The sequence below is a fragment of the Sanguibacter gelidistatuariae genome (assembly GCF_900096585.1).
Classification (GTDB): domain Bacteria; phylum Actinomycetota; class Actinomycetes; order Actinomycetales; family Cellulomonadaceae; genus Sanguibacter; species Sanguibacter gelidistatuariae.
Window position 1 is genome coordinate 220,457 of the sequence record NZ_FMYH01000003.1, and the last position, 18,364, is coordinate 238,820.

General features: G+C 71.4%; 15 protein-coding genes. 10 read left to right on the forward strand and 5 right to left on the reverse strand.

What is annotated here, in order from left to right; translation table 11 throughout:
* The first annotated feature begins 25 nt into the window (after positions 1-25).
* The gene (glsA, locus tag BLQ50_RS08765; RefSeq protein WP_093182937.1) at positions 26-1,087 is read left to right on the forward strand and encodes a glutaminase A; all 1,062 of its coding nucleotides are present in this window, start codon (positions 26-28) and stop codon (positions 1,085-1,087) included.
* A gap of 31 nt (positions 1,088-1,118) precedes the next feature.
* Positions 1,119-2,003: a tyrosine-protein phosphatase gene (locus BLQ50_RS08770; protein WP_093182938.1), complete on the forward strand. Its 885-nt coding sequence runs from the start codon at positions 1,119-1,121 to the stop codon at positions 2,001-2,003.
* A 15-nt stretch (positions 2,004-2,018) separates the two neighbouring features.
* On the opposite strand, the gene BLQ50_RS08775 is transcribed toward BLQ50_RS08770, so the two are convergent.
* Both BLQ50_RS08775 and BLQ50_RS08780 read right to left on the reverse strand, forming a co-directional pair.
* A complete protein-coding gene (locus BLQ50_RS08775) occupies positions 2,019-3,050 on the reverse strand; it encodes a Gfo/Idh/MocA family protein (RefSeq protein WP_093182939.1) in 1,032 nt (343 codons plus the stop codon).
* Between the two features lie 105 nt (positions 3,051-3,155).
* The gene (locus BLQ50_RS08780; protein WP_093182941.1) at positions 3,156-4,382 is read right to left on the reverse strand and encodes an extracellular solute-binding protein; all 1,227 of its coding nucleotides are present in this window, start codon (positions 4,380-4,382) and stop codon (positions 3,156-3,158) included.
* Positions 4,383-4,638: 256 nt separating this feature from the next.
* Here BLQ50_RS08780 and BLQ50_RS08785 point away from each other — a divergent pair, with 256 nt between their 5' ends.
* The 7 genes from BLQ50_RS08785 to BLQ50_RS08815 all read left to right on the forward strand — a co-directional run bounded on the left by BLQ50_RS08785 (position 4,639) and on the right by BLQ50_RS08815 (position 14,816).
* On the forward strand, positions 4,639-6,306 hold the full coding sequence (locus BLQ50_RS08785; RefSeq protein WP_245701030.1) for a GTPase: 1,668 nt from the start codon (positions 4,639-4,641) through the stop codon (positions 6,304-6,306).
* A gap of 43 nt (positions 6,307-6,349) precedes the next feature.
* A complete protein-coding gene (locus BLQ50_RS08790) occupies positions 6,350-7,921 on the forward strand; it encodes a GTP-binding protein (RefSeq protein WP_093182944.1) in 1,572 nt (523 codons plus the stop codon).
* A gap of 82 nt (positions 7,922-8,003) precedes the next feature.
* Positions 8,004-8,537 (forward strand): single-stranded DNA-binding protein, encoded by a 534-nt coding sequence (locus tag BLQ50_RS08795; RefSeq protein WP_093182945.1) that lies wholly within the window; start codon positions 8,004-8,006, stop codon positions 8,535-8,537.
* Between the two features lie 281 nt (positions 8,538-8,818).
* Positions 8,819-10,501, forward strand: coding sequence for an energy-dependent translational throttle protein EttA (gene ettA / locus BLQ50_RS08800; RefSeq protein ID WP_093182947.1), 1,683 nt, complete (start codon positions 8,819-8,821; stop codon positions 10,499-10,501).
* Between the two features lie 47 nt (positions 10,502-10,548).
* The gene (locus tag BLQ50_RS08805; RefSeq protein ID WP_093182948.1) at positions 10,549-12,618 is read left to right on the forward strand and encodes a dynamin family protein; all 2,070 of its coding nucleotides are present in this window, start codon (positions 10,549-10,551) and stop codon (positions 12,616-12,618) included.
* Positions 12,615-14,234, forward strand: a complete 1,620-nt coding sequence (locus tag BLQ50_RS08810; protein WP_093182950.1) for a GTPase — start codon at positions 12,615-12,617, stop codon at positions 14,232-14,234. Before BLQ50_RS08805 ends, BLQ50_RS08810 begins: the two co-directional genes overlap by 4 nt.
* 78 nt (positions 14,235-14,312) lie before the next feature.
* Positions 14,313-14,816 (forward strand): acyl-CoA thioesterase, encoded by a 504-nt coding sequence (locus tag BLQ50_RS08815; protein ID WP_093182951.1) that lies wholly within the window; start codon positions 14,313-14,315, stop codon positions 14,814-14,816.
* 28 nt (positions 14,817-14,844) lie between these two features.
* Here BLQ50_RS08815 and BLQ50_RS08820 read toward each other — a convergent pair whose 3' ends face one another.
* The 3 genes from BLQ50_RS08820 to ptsP all read right to left on the reverse strand — a co-directional run bounded on the left by BLQ50_RS08820 (position 14,845) and on the right by ptsP (position 17,969).
* Positions 14,845-15,732 carry an acyl-CoA thioesterase gene (locus tag BLQ50_RS08820; RefSeq protein WP_425424092.1) on the reverse strand — a complete coding sequence of 296 codons (888 nt, stop codon included), beginning with the start codon at positions 15,730-15,732 and terminating at the stop codon, positions 14,845-14,847.
* A gap of 53 nt (positions 15,733-15,785) precedes the next feature.
* Positions 15,786-16,169, reverse strand: coding sequence for a globin (locus BLQ50_RS08825; protein WP_093183320.1), 384 nt, complete (start codon positions 16,167-16,169; stop codon positions 15,786-15,788).
* Positions 16,170-16,277: 108 nt separating this feature from the next.
* Positions 16,278-17,969, reverse strand: a complete 1,692-nt coding sequence (gene ptsP, locus BLQ50_RS08830) for a phosphoenolpyruvate--protein phosphotransferase (protein WP_093182954.1) — start codon at positions 17,967-17,969, stop codon at positions 16,278-16,280.
* Positions 17,970-18,083: 114 nt separating this feature from the next.
* Between ptsP and BLQ50_RS08835 the strand changes: the two genes are divergently transcribed.
* Complete coding sequence (locus tag BLQ50_RS08835) at positions 18,084-18,314, forward strand: PTS sugar transporter subunit IIB (protein WP_093182956.1); 231 nt, start codon at positions 18,084-18,086, stop codon at positions 18,312-18,314.
* The last annotated feature ends 50 nt before the right edge of the window (positions 18,315-18,364 follow it).

Genomic DNA, 18,364 nt, shown 5'->3' on the forward strand with positions numbered 1-18,364 from the left:
GGTCCTGCTGTGCCACGATGACCCGATGGTCACCACGCACAGCGCCCCGGGCTCCCCGGGCAGCATCGCGGCTCCGGCTCCGGCTCCGGCACCGGCACCGGTCTCGACCGGGCACCTGCCCGGACCCGACGTCGTCAACTCCCTCCTCGAGACTGCGCACGCACGCTTCGCTCCGGTGACCGACGGCGCGGTCGCCGACTACATCCCCGCGCTCGCCTGTGCGTCGCCGTCGCTGTTCGGGCTGTGCGTCGTCGACGTCGACGGGAGCGTCTACCGGGCCGGCGACACCGGCCACGAGTTCTCCATCCAGTCTGTGGCCAAGCCCTTCGTCTTCGCCCTCGTCGCCCAGGTGATCGGCGTCGACGAGGCGCGCCGCCAGCTCGGGGTGAACAACTCCGGGTTGGCCTTCAACTCCGTCCTCGCGATCGAGCTCAACGCGGACCGCACGGCCAACCCCATGGTCAACGCGGGGGCGATCGCGACGACGAGCCTGGTCCCAGGCTCCGACGCCGCGGCGCGCTGGGCCTTCATCCACGAGGGGCTGTCCCGGTTCGCCGGGCACAGCCTCGCCCTCGACGAGGAGGTCTACGCCTCGGAGTCGGCGACCAACCTGCGCAACCGGGGGATCGCCCAGCTGCTCGACGGCTACGGGCGGATGTACTCCGACCCGGTCGAGGCGACCGATCTCTACACCAGGACGTGCTCGCTGCTCATCACGGTCGAGGACCTCGCGGTGATGAGTGCGACCCTGGCCGACGGCGGCGTCAACCCGGTCACCGGCGAGCAGGTCGTCGATCCGCTCGTCTGCAAGCGGACTCTCGCCGTGCTGGCGACCGCGGGCCTGTACGAGCGCTCGGGGGAGTGGCTCTACGACGTCGGGCTGCCTGCCAAGAGCGGCGTGAGCGGCGCGATCATGACGGTTGCCCCCGGCAAGGGCGGGCTCGCGACGTTCTCCCCGCCCCTCGACGAGGCCGGCAACAGCGTGCGCGGTCGGCTCGCCGCCCAGTTCCTCTCCGACGCCCTCGGCCTCAACATCTTCGCCTCCGTGCCGGTTGAGCCCTCCGCCGGGCGACCACGCGTAGGGTGAAGATTCACTCCGAGGCACAGGCAGGACCGCGATGACAGACGAGCTGACGACCACCCGTGGGACCGAGACCGCAGATCCCACGCTCACCATCCCCGGCACCTGGAATGCCCGCGACGTGGGCGGCCGCGCCACGCCGGAGGGGGCGAGCGAACCGATCGCGACCGGCGTGCTGCTGCGCACCGCAAGCCTCGCGAATCTCGAGCCCGCCGGCGTCGCCACCCTCGCGGACCTTGACGTGACGACTGTGCTCGACCTGCGCAGCCCGCAGGAGGTTGCCCGCGACGGAGCCGACGTCGTCCCCTCGGGCGCCCAGGTGCTCGCCCTTCCCTTCGGGTCTCCCCGCCATCCGCGGTCGCCCGCCACCGACAAGAACGCCGACGCCGAGGGCATCGGCGAGGCGGGCGGCGCCGACATGGCGCAGGTGCTCGCCAACCTTGTCGGTGCCCACTCGGCCACCCCGCCTGACCCGGCCGAGGTGGGCGCGATGATCATGGAGGGCATCTACCGCGGCTTCGTCACCGACCCAGACGCGCACGCCGCGGTGGGCACTGCCCTGACCGCGATAGCCTCCTCGACCCACGCCGTGCTTGTGCACTGCTCGGCGGGCAAGGACCGGACCGGGTGGATCGTCGCCCTCGTCCAGGGCATCTGCTCGGTGCCCCGCGAGCAGATCCTCCAGGAGTACCTGCTCTCCGCGCAGGCTGCCGGAGCGCTCGCAGCCTCCATGCCGCCCCTCCCCGGTGTCGACCCGGCCCTGTGGGATGCCGTCCTGACCGTGCGCCCGGAGTACCTGGCCGCCGCCGAGGATCAGCTCGATCGCACCTTCGGGTCGCTCACCGGGTACCTCGATGCGATCGGCGTGGACGCCCAGGTGCGCGGATCCCTGCGCGCGCGCTTCGGCGTCGAGCAGGCCTGACCGACCGTCGCGCCGTCACAGCCGCACGGTGCGCCCGGTCTCGCTCGATGCGTAGATCGAGCGGATCAGGTGGATCGATCGTCGACCCTCGGCCCCGGGGATAGCCGGGGGACGTCCGTCGCGGATGGCCGCGACGAAGTCCTCGTACTGCGCGCGGTGGCCCTCGAGGCTGACTGCCTTGGGGTCGCTCGCGCCCTGCGCGCCCACCGCCAGCTCTCGCAGCCGGGCGATGCCCTTGTCCTCGGGGGCCGCGACGGCGAAGTCCCACAGGACCGGCACGTCGTCGACCAGCGTCACCGAACCGAGCTCCCCCTTGATCTCCACCCGCTTGCTCTCACCGGGGTAGCACGAGGTGCTGGACTGGATCATCCCCAGGCTCCCGCTGGCGAAGGTCAGCCAGGCGACGGCATTGTCCTCGACCTCGATGTCGTGCATCCGGGTCTGCACGCGCGCGGAGACCTCCTCGACGTCTCCGGCGAGCCACAGGAGCAGGTCCACCGCGTGGATGCCCTGGTTCATGAGGGCGCCGCCGTCGTCGGCCAGGGTGCCTCGCCAGTCGGCGGACGTGTAGTAGTCGTGGCTGCGGTACCACGGGACGTACGCGGAGCACTGGGCCAGCCGGCCGAAGCGTCCCTGGTCGACCGCGTTCTTGAGCGCACGGGCGCCAGGACCAAAACGGCTCTGGAAGATCACGCCCAGCAGCACGTCGTTCTCTGCGCAGGCCGCGATGAGCTGGTCCGCCTTCTCGACCGAGACGTCCAGCGGCTTCTCGCACAGCACGTGCTTTCCGCGCCTGGCCGCCCGGACGCCGATGTCGGCGTGGGTCCCGGACGGAGTCGTGACGACGATGACGTCGCAGTCGGTCCGGTCCAGGAGGCTGTCGAGGTCGCCGACGTACTCGCAGCCGTGGGCGTGGGCGAACCGCTTCGCGACGTCGGGCCGGCGGCCTACGCACGCGACCAGCTCGGCGCCGTCCACGAGGTTGATGGCTCGGGCATGGAGCTCGGCGAGGGTCCCGACGCCGACGATCCCAAACCGCACGGTCATAACAAATTCCTCACTCTGGCAGGGCGGGGGCTGCGGCGGCCGGCCTGGGGGCGATCAGGCCCACCAGGTCGGCCGCGCAGTGCAGCTGGGTGCTGCAGGGAGCTGCTAGTACTTTCCGGAGCCGATCTCGCGGTCCCAGATGTCCGTCGCCCTGAGCACGTCGGCGGCGGGCAGCAGCGGCACCTTCGGCATCTCTTCGATCAGGTCGTCATACCAGCTCCGGCCGAACTCGGCGATGACGTCCTGGCTGGCCTGGGGTGCCATGTCGAGCGTTGCGCCCTTGACCGACGGTCCCGGGTAGAAGTAGCCGTGGTCGTAGGCCATCGCATTGATCTCGGGGGTGAGCATGTACTGCAGGAGCAGGAGGGTGGCTGACATCTTGTCGGCCGACTGACCCCTGGGCACGACGGCGTAGTGAGCGTCGGTGACCCAGGTGAAGTCATCAAAGGCAGCGGCCTCGAACTCCTTGGGCAGCTGGCCGGTCGCGCGTGGGTTGATGTCCCAACCGGTGGTCGTGGGGATCATCGACCACGTCCCGTCCGCCATGTTCGAGATGACCTGACCGGTCCCGGTGGGGTAGTTGTCGATCGTGGCCCCCAGCTCCTTGAGGTAGGCCCAGGTCTTGTCCCACCCCTTCTCCGGGTCGGTGGGGTCGGAGTCGCCGAGGATGTACGGCAGCCCGGTCAGGAAGGCGAGCCCGGGGCCCGAGTTCGCGGGCCGGGCGTAGCCGAACTTGCCGGGGTTGGCCTGTGCCCAGGCAAGCACCTCCTCGGGGGTGGAGGGAACGTCTGTCACCACGGAGGGGTCGTACTGGAGCAAGGGGCCGTTCGGGTAGTACACGGTGAGGACCGCTTGCCCCTCGGAGTACTTCTGCATCTCGGCTGCGGGGGCCAGGTAGTTGTCCATGTTCGAGAGGCGGTCGCCGTAGTCGTCGACGATCGGCGCCCAGAGGCCCTGGTCGATGCCCGAGGCAAGGCCGACGACACCCGTCATGACGAGGTCGATCGAGAGCTTTCCGCTGTCGACCTGCGGCTTGATGGTTCCGACCAGGTCGGGTGCGCCCCCGCTCTCCCAGGTCACCGCGGAGATGATGTCGGGGTGGTCCTTGACGAACTGGTCGACCATCTCACCGGTGAGCTTCTGGTCACCGGCGACGTCCAGGATGTTGAGCGTGACCGGCGCGGAGGGCTTGGCGGGCACCTCGTTGGCGTCGGCCGCTGCCGGCGCCGAGGGTCCGGTGGTGGACCCGCTGCCGGGCGCGGTACAGCCGGTGAGAGCGAGAGCGGACAGGGTGAGAGCCGCTGCAAAGCTGGTGCTTCGACGAGTGCGCATCGTGTTCCTTCCTATGCTCTCCAGACGGCGGTGTCTGGATGAGGGGTCGGGCGCTGATTGGTGTGCAATCGTTTGCACTCTGTCATTCATGAGCGGGACCGTCAAGTCACGGAACGGTCGTGGGTGCCCGGGATCGGGGCGCGAATCGGGTCAGATCCAGCCACGATGCCTCGCTGCGGAAGTAATCGCGGTTCCTCTCGACGCCGTACGGCGCGCGCGTTTGGCCCGATCACGGTTGCACGGGACAATCGAGGGCGTGACTACCACTAGCGGCGCGGAGCCCCAGCAGTCGAGTGCGCGGTCAGGGCGTCACGCCTCGCGAGGCGATGACGCGCTCGAGCCGCACTCGACCGTGTTCGACGTCGTGACCGATCTGCGGCGCGAGGTCGCGGCGCTGGACTTCCCGCTCGAGATCGACGGCGTCGATGATGCCCGAGCCCAGCAGTCGAGGCTGGTCAGCCAGCTCGACGACCACCTGCTGCCCCGCCTCAAGGAGCTCTCGACCCCCGCCGTCGTCGTCATCGCCGGCTCGACAGGTGCCGGGAAGTCGACGCTGCTCAACTCGCTGCTGCGCGAGGAGATCTCCGAAGCGTCCGTCATCCGCCCCACGACCCGCGAGCCGGTCGTCGTGTTCAACCCCGCCGACGCCGAGATCGTCGCGGGCACCCCGCTGGTCCAGACCGTCCGTTCGGTGACCAACGCCAATGTCCCTCGGGGCATCGCGTTGCTCGACGCCCCCGACCTCGACTCCGTCCTGGAGGAGAACCGCGAGACCGCCGCGCGGCTGCTCGAGGGCGCGGACCTGTGGCTGTTCGTGACGACCGCGGCGCGCTACGGCGACGCCCTGCCGTGGAAGGCGCTCGAGGGTGCCATGCAGCGTGGAGCGACCGTGGCCATGGTCCTCAACCGCGCGCCGCACGCCTCCCTCAAGACCGTGCGCGGCGACCTGCTCAACCGCCTCCGCGAGCACCACATGGACAACACCCCGCTCTTCGTCGTGCCCGACGCCGGTCCCCACGAGGGCCTGCTGCCCGCGACCGAGGTGGCCGCGATCGAGCGTTGGCTGCGCACCCTGGGCGGCGCGGACCGCGCCCGCACCGTGATCTTGCGCACGCTGCGCGGCGCGCTGGCCGCACTCCCGCCGTGGATCGAGCAGCTCAGCGAGCACGTCGAGAACCAGTTCCGGGCCGGCGAGCAAATCCACGAGGTCGCAGAGGCCGCCCTGCCGCCGGTGGCCAAGGACGTGCGCCAGGCCATCGAGTCCGGCAAGCTCGCCCAGGGCGCCGTCGAGTCGCAGTGGTCCCAGCTGCTGCGCCCGGCCCGGCTGGACAAGGCCATCTCGCGTGCGGGGCTCGCCCGTGGATCGGCCCGCCGGGGACGGTCCCGCGGAGCGAGCCTGCTCGAGCTCGTCGAGGCGGTGCGCCGCGCTGCGACCGCCACCCTGACCGCGGCCGCGGACGATGCCGACGCCGCGCTGCGTGGCGCGCTCGAGCAGGCGCCCGGGGGAGCGAGCCTGCTGACCGGCATCGACGAAGCCTCCGCGCGGGCCTCGCGTGAAGGATCGGCCCGCGCGGCCGTCGACTTCTGGATCGCGCAGACCACGGACCGGGTCGGCGCCATCGAGGCGACGGAGAGCAAGCAGAACGCGGCAGCGGTGCGGGCCTTCGGACGCGACGGGCTGACAGCTCTTGTGCTCGCCTCCGCCGTCGGGCTGGCCCCCGCAGAGGAGCTGCTCGGGCGCCTGCTCGGCAACGCCGGGCGCGACCTCAGCCCCGAGGTGACGAGCGAGCTGGCCGACTCCGCAGCTACTCTGGTGGACCGGGAGATCCTCCCGACCCGCCGTGCGCTCTTGGTGCCAGCCCTGGCCGACGACGCCGCGGTGGGACTGCGCGTTCGGCTCGCCGAGCTCGCTCAGCTCACCTGAGCCGTATGACCCGCAAAGACCCGCCGCAACACAGGAGCAGCCCGTGACACAGACCGAACCGGCCGTGGATCGCCAGTCGAGCGAACAGTCGAAGAAGTCTGACGGCGAGCGCTACGCCCAGCACGTCGCGAACCTGCGCCGGGCCCTCGACGTGGGCGGCGACCGGCTCGACCCGGACATCGCCGCCCGGGCCCGGTCGGTCCTGGCCGGCGCGGACGAACGGCTGGCGCTCGGCGTCGACCACACGATCATCGCGCTCGCCGGTGGCACCGGGTCGGGCAAGTCGAGCACCTTCAACGCCATCTCTCGGCTGACCTTCGCCGACGTCGGCGTGCGGCGCCCCACGACCGCCCGGGTCACCGCGTGCGCCTGGAGCGACAGCGCGACCGCGCTGCTCGACTGGCTCGAGGTGGACACCGAGCGCCGGATCAATCGGGACAGCGTGCTCGACGGCGACGAGGCGTCCCTGGCCGGGCTGATCCTGCTCGACCTTCCTGACCATGACTCGATCGAGCCGAAGCACCGTGAGATCGTCGACCGCATCCTGCCCCTGGTGGACCTGCTCATCTGGGTCGTCGACCCGCAGAAGTACGCCGACGAGGCGCTGCACGCCGGCTACCTGCAGGCCTTCGCCGGAGCCGAGGCATCGATGATCGTCGTGCTCAACCAGATCGACACCGTCGCCGAGTCCGGCCGGCCTGCTCTCGTCGCCGACGTCGCGCGCCTGCTGACCGAGGACGGCCTGGTCGGCGTGGACGTGCGCACCATCTCCGCGAAGACCGGCGAGGGCGTGACCGAGCTCCGCGAGACGCTGCGCGAGGCGGTCGCGCGGCGCTCGGTCGCGGCGAGCCGGCTCGCGGACGAGCTGGACCGCGAGGGGCGCCGGATCGCCGAGGAGGTCCCCGCGACCGTCCTGCAGAGCGTCGAGCCGCTCGTCGGCGGCGAGGTGGACCGGGTCGCCGTGGCCGTGGGCGTCTCCGCCGTGGTCGACGACGTCCGGGCGACCGTGCGCTTCGGTGGTGACGACGCCCGCGTGCCCGCGTTCCGCGCTCCCCAGGAGTCTGCGATCCGGGTCATCCGCAGCCGGTGGGTCACCAAGGTCAGCGAGGGCATGCGACCGGCCTGGGCGGAGTCCGTGGACCGGGCAGTCCCCGACCAGGACTGGATCGCCGCGGCCCTGGGTGCGGCGCTGGACCTGGTGCCCATCTCGACCGAGCGGTCCGTCGGCGCCCGTCGCGCCCGGCTGCTCGGCTGGATCGCCGGAGGCGTCACGCTGGCGGGCGCGTTGGTGACCCTCGCCTTCGCGCTCGGGCTGGTCGACGTCGCCGACACCTGGACTCTCGTGGCCGCCCTCGTGACCGTCGTCGCCGCGCTCGTCTCCGTGGGTGCACTGACGATCGGAGCCCGGATTCGGGCGAATCTCGCCGAACAGCGGGCCGAAGAGGTCCGCACGGCGGCCTTCGGGGCCTTGCGCGACGTGGTCGAGACGACCTTGGCCGAGCCCGCTCAGCGCGTCCTGACCGAGCACCGGGACGTCCGGGAATCGGCGCTGTCGGCCCGGGACACCTCCTCCACAGGCCGCCGCAGCGTACCCGTGCCCACAGCCACGGCCTGACCTGGAGCGGACGGGCGACCCGAAGCCGGAGCCTTGCAGCACACGGGATGACACTCGTCGTCCCCTTGTTGCTGGAGGATCCATGAGCACAGACACCAAGGTGACCGTGACGGGCTGGGTAGGCACCCAGCCCAAGCACTTCGTCTCGGAGATCGGCACCGACTTCACGAGCTTCCGCCTGGCCAGCACGAAGCGGTTCTACAACCGGGCCGAGGACGCCTGGGTCGACGGCCTGACCACGTGGTTCACCGTCAAGGCGTGGCGGTCCATGGCGGTCAACATCGCGGAGTCGCTGCGCAAGTCCGACCCCGTCGTCGTGCACGGCACGCTCACGTCCGAGACGTGGGAGTCCCCGGACGGTCCGCGGACCACGATCGTCATCGAGGCCGACGCGGTCGGCCCCGACCTGGCCCGGGGGCAGGCGACGTTCCGGCACACCGTGCACACCAAGGCGGGGGAGGCTCCGCCGGCGAGCGACGGCGGGCCGACCGACCCGTGGGCGGTGAACGGCACCGACTCCGCCGCTGAGCCGGCGCCCGACGCCGGAGCGGAGGAGGGCGCCGACGAGGCGCAGGACGGCGAGCTCGTCTCGGCGGACGACCGCACCGTCGCGTAGGACGGCGTCGGCCAGGGCCCGGTTGTCCCGCAGGACCGGACAGATCTGGGCCTTGGCCGCGGCCCCGATCGGGCCGGTGGAGACCTCTTCGTGGTCGTGCATGAGCGCCGCGGGTCCGGACGGCGTAGGCTGTGGGGTTGAGCAGCTCTCTTGGCCCTCAGCCCGCCCGTCCACGCAGCCTCGCTCGTGGTCGCCCGTGCTAGTCGGCCGAGCGGGCGCACCCTGACCAGCGCGAGCGAACCCGCTCCAACGCAATCGAGCATGAGGCGGACCGAGAGCCAGTGGCTGAGTTCATCTACTCCATGTACAAGACGCGCAAGGCGCACGGCGACAAGGTCATCCTTGATGACGTCACGCTGAACTTCCTCCCCGGAGCGAAGATCGGTGTGGTCGGCCCTAACGGTGCCGGTAAGTCGACGATCCTGAAGATCATGGCGGGCATCGAGCAGCCCTCCAACGGTGAGGCACGTCTGTCTCCCGGATACACGGTCGGCATCCTCTTGCAGGAGCCGCCGCTCAACGAAGAAAAGACCGTCCTGGGCAACGTCGAGGAAGGCGTCGCCGAGATCAAGGGCAAGCTCGACCGCTTCAACGAGATCTCCGCGCTGATGGCCGAGCCCGACGCGGACTTCGACAAGCTGCTCGCCGAGATGGGCGAGCTGCAGGAAGCCCTCGACCACGCCGACGCCTGGGACCTCGACGCCCAGCTTGAGCAGGCCATGGACGCGCTGCGCTGCCCGCCGCCGGACGCCGACGTGTCGGTGCTCTCGGGAGGTGAGCGTCGTCGCGTGGCGCTGTGCAAGCTCCTCCTGGAGAAGCCCGACCTGCTGCTCCTGGACGAGCCCACCAACCACCTCGACGCAGAGTCCGTGCTGTGGCTCGAGCAGCACCTGTCGAGCTACCCCGGCGCGATCCTCGCCGTGACCCACGACCGGTACTTCCTCGACCACGTCGCGGAGTGGATCTGTGAGGTCGACCGCGGCCGCCTGTACCCCTACGAGGGCAACTACTCCACCTACCTGGAGAAGAAGGGCGAGCGCCTGAAGGTCCAGGGCAAGAAGGACCAGAAGCTCGCCAAGCGCCTCGCGGACGAGCTCGAGTGGGTCCGGATGAACGCCAAGGGCCGCCAGACCAAGTCGAAGGCCCGTCTGGCCCGGTACGAGGAGATGGCGACCGAGGCCGAGCGCACCCGCAAGCTCGACTTCGAAGAGATCCAGATCCCACCGGGCCCGCGCCTGGGTGGCATCGTCATCGAGGCGACCGACCTCAACAAGGGCTTCGACGGGCGCACGCTCATCGACGGCCTGTCCTTCACGCTGCCCCGCAACGGCATCGTCGGGGTCATCGGTCCCAACGGTGTGGGTAAGACCACGCTGTTCAAGACGATCGTCGGCCTCGAGCCCCTCGACGCCGGTGAGCTCAAGATCGGTGACACGGTCTCGATCTCCTACGTCGACCAGTCCCGTGGTGGCATCGACCCGAAGAAGTCCCTCTGGGAAGTTGTCTCCGACGGCCTCGACTACATCAAGGTCGGGAACGTCGAGATGCCGTCGCGCGCCTACGTCGCGGCTTTCGGGTTCAAGGGACCGGATCAGCAGAAGGCTGCCGGCGTCCTCTCCGGTGGTGAGCGCAACCGACTCAACCTCGCGCTCACCCTCAAGCAGGGTGGAAACCTCCTCCTGCTCGACGAACCGACCAACGACCTCGACGTGGAGACGCTCGGCTCGCTCGAGAACGCGCTGCTCGAGTTCCCCGGCTGCGCCGTCGTGGTCTCCCACGACCGGTGGTTCCTCGACCGGGTCGCCACGCACATCCTCGCCTACGAGGGCACCGAGGAGAACCCGGGGAACTGGTACTGGTTCGAGGGCAACTTCGCCTCCTACGAGGAGAACAAGGTGTCGCGGCTGGGCGCCGACGCGGCTCGTCCGCACCGGGTGACCCACCGCAAACTCACCCGCGACTGACCAGCGCTCATGCGGTGGACGGGAGCCTTTTCCGGCAGACTGCACTCATGTCTGACGTGACGGGTGACCACGCAAAGATCGGCGATGCCGGAGGTCCCTCCGGCGTCGCCGATCTGGTCGATGCCCTCGTGGCGCTGCGCCGCGAGATCGAGGCCGTCGCGTTGCCACTGGAGACCGTGACCGCAGCCACCGCACGCCGTGAGCGCGAGCGCGGCCTCGACCAGCTCGACGACTACCTGCTGCCTCGTCTGCGAGCCGACTCCGCGCCGCTGCTCGTCGTTGTCGGCGGCTCGACCGGCGCGGGCAAGTCGACCCTGGTGAACTCGATCCTCGGGCAGCACGTGACCACCCCCGGTGCGCTGCGCCCCACCACCCGCTCACCGGTCCTCGTGCACCACCCGCTCGACGCGGAGTGGTTCACCTCCGACCGGATCTTCCCTCACCTAGCCCGCGAGGTGTCGTCCTCGCCAGGCCCGACGCCGCCCGGTGCGCCCGGTGACCACCCCCGGGACGGCGATCCCCGGTCGTTGCGGCTCGTGCCCACCGACGTGCTGCCCCAGGGTATGGCGCTGCTCGATGCCCCCGACGTCGACTCGGTCGTCGCAGGCAACCGCGAGCTTGCCGCGCAGCTGCTCGCCGCGGCCGACCTCTGGCTCTTCGTCACGACCGCCGCCCGGTACGCCGACGCCGTCCCCTGGGAGCTGCTCAGCGCCGGCGCCGCGCGGCGCGCCCAGGTCGCCCTCGTCATCGACCGGGTCGACCCGGGGGCGGAGGTGGTCGGTGACCACCTGCGCCAGATGCTGGCCGACCAGGGCCTGCCGAGCGCCCCGGTCTTCCTGCTCCGCGAGTCCGTCCTGGTGGACGGTATGCTCCCGGTGGCCGAGGTCGCCCCGGTCTCCCGCTGGCTCACAGCGATGGGCAGCGACGACGGTGCCCGCGGCGCGGTCATCGCGGCCACCCGAGACGGAGTCGTCGACGATCTCGTGGCGCGGGCCATGACACTGGCCGACGCGAGCGACGCGCAGGCGCTGGCCGACGCGGCTCTGCGGCGAGCCGTCGCCGAGGCCTATGCCGCGGGCGCGCGCGACATGCGGCAGGCGACGTCGGACGGCTCGATGCTGCGCGGGGAGGTGCTGTCCCGGTGGCAGGACTTCGTCGGGACCGGCGACTTCATGCGGGGCGTGGAGGAGAAGATCGGTGTCCTGCGGGACCGGGTGTCGGGTTACCTCAGGGGCCGTCCCGCCGCGGCACCCAAGGTCAACCTCGCGATCGGCCACAGCCTCGAGGCGATCGTCTTCGACGCCGCAGACCGTGCGTCCGAGCGTGCCTACCTCATGTGGAGGGCCGATCCTGCGGGGGCCGTGCTCCTCGACGGGCTGGTTCTGTCCCGGGCTTCGGCGGATCTGCGCGGCGAGCTCGCGGGGCAGGTCCGCGCGTGGCAGGGGGACGTCCTCGCGCTCGTCTCCGATCGCGGCGCGGGCAAGCGAGGGCGGGCGCGGACGCTGGCCATCGGGGTCAACGGCATCGGGGCGGCGCTCATGGTTGTCGTGTTCGCCTCGACCGGCGGGCTGACCGGGGCGGAGGTGGGGATCGCCGGAGGATCGGTCGTGCTCGCTCAGCGGCTCCTCGAGGCGGTCTTCGGCGACGAGGCCGTCCGGTCCCTGGCCCACACCGCCCAAGACCTGCTCGACGCCCGCGTGGAAGCCATCCTGGAGGGTCAGGCCGCACGGTTCACCGCGATCCTGGACGGCCTGGTACCCGGCGGTCTGGCGCCCGGGGGGCCTCCTCCCGGACTGGATGCGGGACCGGGGTTGCGCGCCGCGGCGCACGAGGTCCAGTCCGCCGCAGCCCATGAACGGGCCGCCCGCGCGGCTCAGGTACGAACCCATCCCACGCACGTCTCACTGACGCCGGACGACGTCTCGACCGATCGCTCCCACACCGACACCGACCGCATGCGCCTCGGCCAGCTGCGCGGGGCCGACCTGCCGATCGCCGTTGACCCCTATGCGCACCCGGCCCCACCGCCCGGCGGCCCGCGTGTGCTGAGCCGGCTGTGGTGGCGTAAGAAGGCCCGGCCGGGCTCGGCCCCGGTCTCCCGCGAGGGCGACTCGTGAAGGCCTTCGCGACTGCGACCCACCGCCGCGGCGAGATGCTCATGATGCGCGTCCAGGCCCTCGAGAGCGCGCTCGACGCCGGACGGGACTGGCTCAGCCCGGCATTCGTCGAGCGCGGTGACCGCGTGGTCCAGCGGGCCGGCGTGCGGCTCGCCCACTCGATCGACCACACGGTCGTCGCCCTCGCCGGCTCGACGGGCTCGGGGAAGTCGACGATCATCAACGCCCTGGCAGGCCGGGAGATCTCCCGCCCGGGCATCATGCGTCCGACCACCTCCCGCCCCGTCGCGGCGGTGTGGGACGTGGAGGACGGTCACCATCGCGAGGCGGGCCTGCTGCTCGACTGGCTCGAGGTCGGTCAGCGCATCTACCTCGAGCCGAGCGGCGACAACCGCGGACTGGTCCTGCTCGACCTCCCCGATCACGACTCCGTCGTCGTCGAGCACCGGGTCCGCGCCGAGCGCCTCCTCGAGCGCGCCGACCTGCTCGTGTGGGTCATGGACCCGCAGAAGTACGCCGACGCCGCGCTCCACGAGCGCTACCTGCGCCCCTTGGCCGGCCACGCGGGCGTCGTCGTGCTCGTGCTCAACCAGATCGACCGTCTCTCCCCGCAGGACCAGGCGCAGTGCCTGGCCGACCTGCGCCGGCTCGCGGTCGCCGACGGCCTGACCGGGGCCACGGTCCTGGGGCTCTCGGCGGTCACCGGGCAGGGCATGGGGGAGCTGCGCGAGCTCATGGCCCAGGCAGCCGCGGAGCGCGCCGCGGCGACCGATCGGCTGCTCGCGGACGTGCGGGGAGCCGCCGCGCTGCTCCAGGCGGAGTGCGGCCCCTCCCGCGAGCACCGGGTCGGGGAGACCGCGCGCCGGGAGCTGCTCGACGCCCTGGCCGCCGCGGCCCGCACCGACGTCGTGGTCGACGCCGTGCGGGGCTCGGCCCTGCACCGGGCACGAGCGGCGACCGGGTGGCCGCTGACCCGCTGGGTCGGGCGCCTGCGCGCCGACCCGCTGCGGCGCCTCAATCTGCATCGCAAGGCCGTGCGGGCGGACCTCGCCCGCACCTCTCTGCCAGCCGTGGACGCCGCGATGACGGCACGTACCCACACCGCAGTGCGTGGGTACGTCGACGCGGCGTCGACTGGTGCGCCCCCGGGGTGGGTGGTCTTCGCCCGAGCCGCCGTCCGCGACGACGGGTTGCCGGACGCCCTCGACCAGGCCGTGGCCCGGACCGAGCTCGACGCCGAGCACCGGCCCTGGTGGTGGGCCTTCGCCTCGGTCGTCCAGTGGGTGCTGTTCGCGATCTTCGTCGCCGGGCTGGCCTGGCTCGCGGTGCTCGCGATCCTCGCGTTCATCCAGCTGCCCGTCCCCGGCTCACCGGACGTCTCGGGATTCCCGATCCCGACCCTCATGGTCGTGGGCGGCTTCGGGGTGGGCGTGGTCCTCGCGCTCGTCTCCCGGCTGGCGGCCTACGTCGACGCCAACCGGGCAGCCCGCCGGGCTGCCCGCCGGCTGCGCACGCAGATCTCGGTCGTGGCGGGTACAGCGGTGATCGAGCCGGTCGAGGCTCGGCGTCGCCAGCTCGACGAGTGCCGGGCGGCCGCCGCGCTCGCCGGGCGCTGAGGGACGCGCGCTGCGCACGTAGGCTTCCGACTCATCCGGGTCGCCGAGGAGCCAACCGCCCCGGGCTACGGTGAGTACATGACACGCCTCAACGTCCCTGTCCGGCTGCGCTGGTCCGACCTCGATGCCTACGGACACGTGAACAACGTCGAGATGTTCCGTCTCCTCGAGGAAGCCCGGATCACGGCGTTCTGGCGTCACCGCGAGGCGGACCCCGGGCTGGAGTGGCCCACCGCCGTACTCGACTCCGGCCCGGAGGCGGACTCGCACACCTTCGTCGCCCGCCAGGAGATCGAGTACCTCCGCCCGCTCGGGTTCACCCGTGACCCGATCACGGTGCAGATGTGGATCGGGCACATCGGCGGCGCAAGCCTCGAGGTCTGCTACGAGGTCTTCGACCCGGACGGGGCCGACGGACGCAGCGGGCCGGCGCGGGACGAGAAGCCCTACGCCCGCGCCTCCACGACCATCGTGGTCGTCGATGCGGCCACCCAGGCGCCGCGGCGCATCACGGCGACCGAACGTGGCGCGTGGGAGCTGTACGTCGAGGCCCCTGCGGTACTTCGCCGGCGAGGAGCCTGACCGCAGCCGCCTCGCGCGCGGGGGCGGCTCAAGCCTTGGGGATCCGGACCATGCCCTCCTGGGCGATGCTCGCCACGAGGGTGCCATCCTGGGCGAAGACCCGAGCCGACCCGAGCCCGCGACCACCCTGGGCGGAGGAGGAGGACTGGACGTACAGCAGCCACTCGTCCACCCGGACGTCGCGGTGCCACCACATGGCGTGGTCGAGGCTCGCGACACTCAGCCCGGGCGTCATCCAGCTGTGCCCGCCCGCGCGCAGCACCGGCTCGAGCATGATCTGGTCGCAGGCGTAGACGAGCAGCGCGCGGTGCAGCAGCTGGTCGCCCGGAACCGGGCCGCGCGAGCGCATCCACACCGCCTGGTGGTCGGTCGCCTCCGCGGCGGCCCCCAGGTAGAGCGAGCCTTGGACGTGGCGCACGTCGAAGGCACTCTGGCGGGACCAGAAGTCCGCGACCGGGTGGTCGATCTCCCCGAGCAGGTCCTGGGCGGAGAGCACGTCTTCGGGCGCGGGGACGTCGGGCATGGTCGAGGAGTGCTCAAGGCCCTCCTGCTCCTCCTGGAAGGAGGAGATCATCGACAAGATCACTTTGCCACCCTGGTAGGCGTGCGTCTGCCGGGCGCTGAAAGACCGCCCGTCGCGCAGACGTTCGACGGCGAAGTCGACCGGTTGGTGGATGTCGCCGGCCCGCAGGAAGTACCCGTGCAGCGAGTGCGGCAGCCGGCCCCGGTCGACCGTGGCACCGGCCGCGAGGAGGGCTTGAGCGAGCACCTGACCGCCGTACACGCGCCCGTTGGGCTGATGCATGCTGTCGCCGGCGTACACGTCCTCGCCGGTCTCCGCTCCGTGATACTCGAGCTGGAGCACCTTGAGCAGGTGCCCGAGCGGGTCGCGGGCGATCGCGCCGGGGTCCGGGATGCGGGTGAGGTCCACCGCGCTGGTCGTTTCCTGGGGCTCGCTCACGGGCGCTCCTACTCGTCGAAGGTGTTGATCATGGAGTGCGCCGCGCGCTCCATGTAGTCCCACAGCGTGGCCTCGTGCAAGGGGGCGAGGTCGATAGCGGTCACCGCCACGCGCATGTGCGCGAGCCAGCGGTCCCGGGCGTCGGGGTTGACCTTGAACGGCGCGTGGCGCATCCGCAGCCGCGGGTGCCCGCGGTTCTCGGAGTACGTCGTCGGGCCGCCCCAGTACTGCTCGAGGAAGAGCAGGAAGCGTTCCTTCGCGGGACCCAGATCCGCCTCGGGGTACATCGGTCGCAGGACCTCGTCGTGGGCGACGCCGTCGTAGAACACGTCGATGAGCTTGACGAAGGTCGCGTGCCCGCCGACAAGCTCGTAGAAGGAGTCCGCGCGCAGGGAAGGAGTTTCGGTCACCGGTCCACTATCCCAAACAACCGTGGCCCCCGGGACGCCCGCCTGCGGTGCTCTGCCTCACAGCCACAGCCAGCCACAGGTCCAGCCCACCTAAAGCCCAAGCTCGTCCAGCACGGGCAGACGAGACCGCACGACGGCCCGGGCATCGGCTGCCGTCTCGGCGGTGAGGGCGAGCTGGGCGACCTGCTGGCACAGCGCCAGGTCCACCTGTGCCAGGACCGCAGCGACGTCGGCCAGGGCGCGTGGAGTCATCGACAGCGAGGACACCCCCAGGCCCACCAGCACGACGGCGAGCGCCGGGTTCGACGCAGCCTCGCCACACACTCCGACGGGACGGCCCTGCTGGGCGCCGCCTGCGCAGGTCGCGGCTATGAGCTGGAGCACGGCCGGCTGCCACGGGTCGGAGAGCTCGGCGAGCGAACCGAGGAGTCGGTCGGCGGCCATCGTGTACTGGGTGAGGTCGTTGGTGCCGATCGAGGCGAATGTCGCCCGGGCGAGGATCGGCCCGGCGAGCAGGGCGGCGCTGGGCACCTCGACCATGACCCCGGCCACGTCGAGGCCGTGGGCCGCGCACGCGGCGACGAAGGACTCGGTCTCGGGGACGGTCGAGACCATCGGAGCCATGACCCAGACGGTGGCGTCCTCGGCGGCGGCGGCTTGGGCGATCGCCTCGAGCTGGTCGGTGAGCAGCTCGGGGGAGCGGGTCGCCGTGCGCAGCCCGCGTACGCCGAGGGCGGGGTTCTGCTCGTCATCGGCGGTCAGGAAGTGCAGGGGCTTGTCCGCGCCGGAGTCGAGCGTGCGGATGACGACCTTGCGTCCGGCGAACTCGGTGAAGACCCGCCGGTACGCGGTGACCTGCTCCTCCACGGTGGGGGGAAGGTCGCGGTCGAGGAAGCAGAACTCGGAACGGAAGAGCCCAACCCCCTCCGCGCCGGCGCGGGCGGCGGGCGCGGCCTCGGCTGGGTCGCCGATGTTGGCGAGCAGCTGGACGAGGTGGCCGTCGCGGGTGTGCCCCGGTCCTGCGAACGTCCGGGCCCGGGCGGCCCGGGCCGTGACGGCCTTGAGCTGTTCCGGGGTCGGGTCGAGGGTGACCACCCCGGTCGATCCGTTGACCAGCGCGATCGCCCCGTCGGTGAGCAGTGCGTGCGCGCCCGTCGCGGCGACGACGGCGGGGATCCCTTTGGCGTTGGCAACGATCGCGGTGTGCGAGGTGGGTCCGGCGCCGTCGGTGACGATCGCGATGACCTGCGCCGGGTCGAGTGAGGCGGTGACCGAAGGGGCGAGGTCGAGGGCGACCAGCACGAAGGGTGTGTCGCAGGTCGGTAGGCCGGGGCGCGGCCGACCGGTGAGCGCTGCGACCAGCCGGTCGCGGATGTCGGTGATGTCGGCGACGCGTTCGGCGAGGTGCCCGCCCAGGGCCCGGAACTGCTCGGCGACCTCCTCGGCGGCCTCCCACACGGCGCGTTCGGGGACGAGGTGCTCCTCGATCACGCGGCGCTGGGCGTCGGCGACGAGGGTCGGGTCCGCGGCGATCGCAGACGTGGCCTCGAGGACGTCTTTCGCGTCGCCCGTGGCCCGCGCGGCGGCTGCGTCGAGGTCGGCACTCACCTGCGCGCTGGCGTCGAGGATCGAGGCCGCGCGGGTCGTGGGGTTCTCCCGGGGCGACAGCCGCAGGCCCGGAGTCGGCTCGGCGATCGGCTCGGGCATGTGGACGACGGGCCCGGCGACGAGCCCGGGGCAGACTCCGATCCCGGCGACGGTGCGGGGAGTGGGCGTGGTCATGGGGACCTCCTGATCAGCATGCTCAGGGGAAGTCTCGCAGTAATTGCAAGCCGGGGCGACTACTCTAGGACTTAGTACCCGGTTCACAGTTCTCCAGACCAGGAGTTTTCCTATATGAGCAAGGCACAGCAGATCCTCGCCGCACTCGGAGGGCAGGCCAACGTTGTTGACCTCGAGCCCTGCATCACCCGTCTGCGCGTCGAGGTGACCAACCCGGACCTCGTCAACGAGGCCGACCTCAAGGCGACCGGCGCGTTCGGAGTGGTGCGCTCCGGCAAGGTCGTCCAGGTCATCGTCGGTCCCGAGGCCGACAACCTCGCAGCAGAGCTCGACGCCCTGCGCTGATCCGAGTCCGCCGCGTGCGTGCGACGAACGACCGCGACCATGCTCGTCCC

Coding starts and splice junctions, on each gene's coding strand:
- glsA (WP_093182937.1), top strand. CDS start 26: ATGGTCACCACGCACAGCGCCCCGGGCTCCCCGGGCAGCATCGCGGCT.
- BLQ50_RS08770 (WP_093182938.1), top strand. CDS start 1,119: ATGACAGACGAGCTGACGACCACCCGTGGGACCGAGACCGCAGATCCC.
- BLQ50_RS08775 (WP_093182939.1), bottom strand. CDS start 3,050: ATGACCGTGCGGTTTGGGATCGTCGGCGTCGGGACCCTCGCCGAGCTC.
- BLQ50_RS08780 (WP_093182941.1), bottom strand. CDS start 4,382: ATGCGCACTCGTCGAAGCACCAGCTTTGCAGCGGCTCTCACCCTGTCC.
- BLQ50_RS08795 (WP_093182945.1), top strand. CDS start 8,004: ATGAGCACAGACACCAAGGTGACCGTGACGGGCTGGGTAGGCACCCAG.
- BLQ50_RS08805 (WP_093182948.1), top strand. CDS start 10,549: ATGTCTGACGTGACGGGTGACCACGCAAAGATCGGCGATGCCGGAGGT.
- BLQ50_RS08815 (WP_093182951.1), top strand. CDS start 14,313: ATGACACGCCTCAACGTCCCTGTCCGGCTGCGCTGGTCCGACCTCGAT.
- ptsP (WP_093182954.1), bottom strand. CDS start 17,969: ATGACCACGCCCACTCCCCGCACCGTCGCCGGGATCGGAGTCTGCCCC.
- BLQ50_RS08835 (WP_093182956.1), top strand. CDS start 18,084: ATGAGCAAGGCACAGCAGATCCTCGCCGCACTCGGAGGGCAGGCCAAC.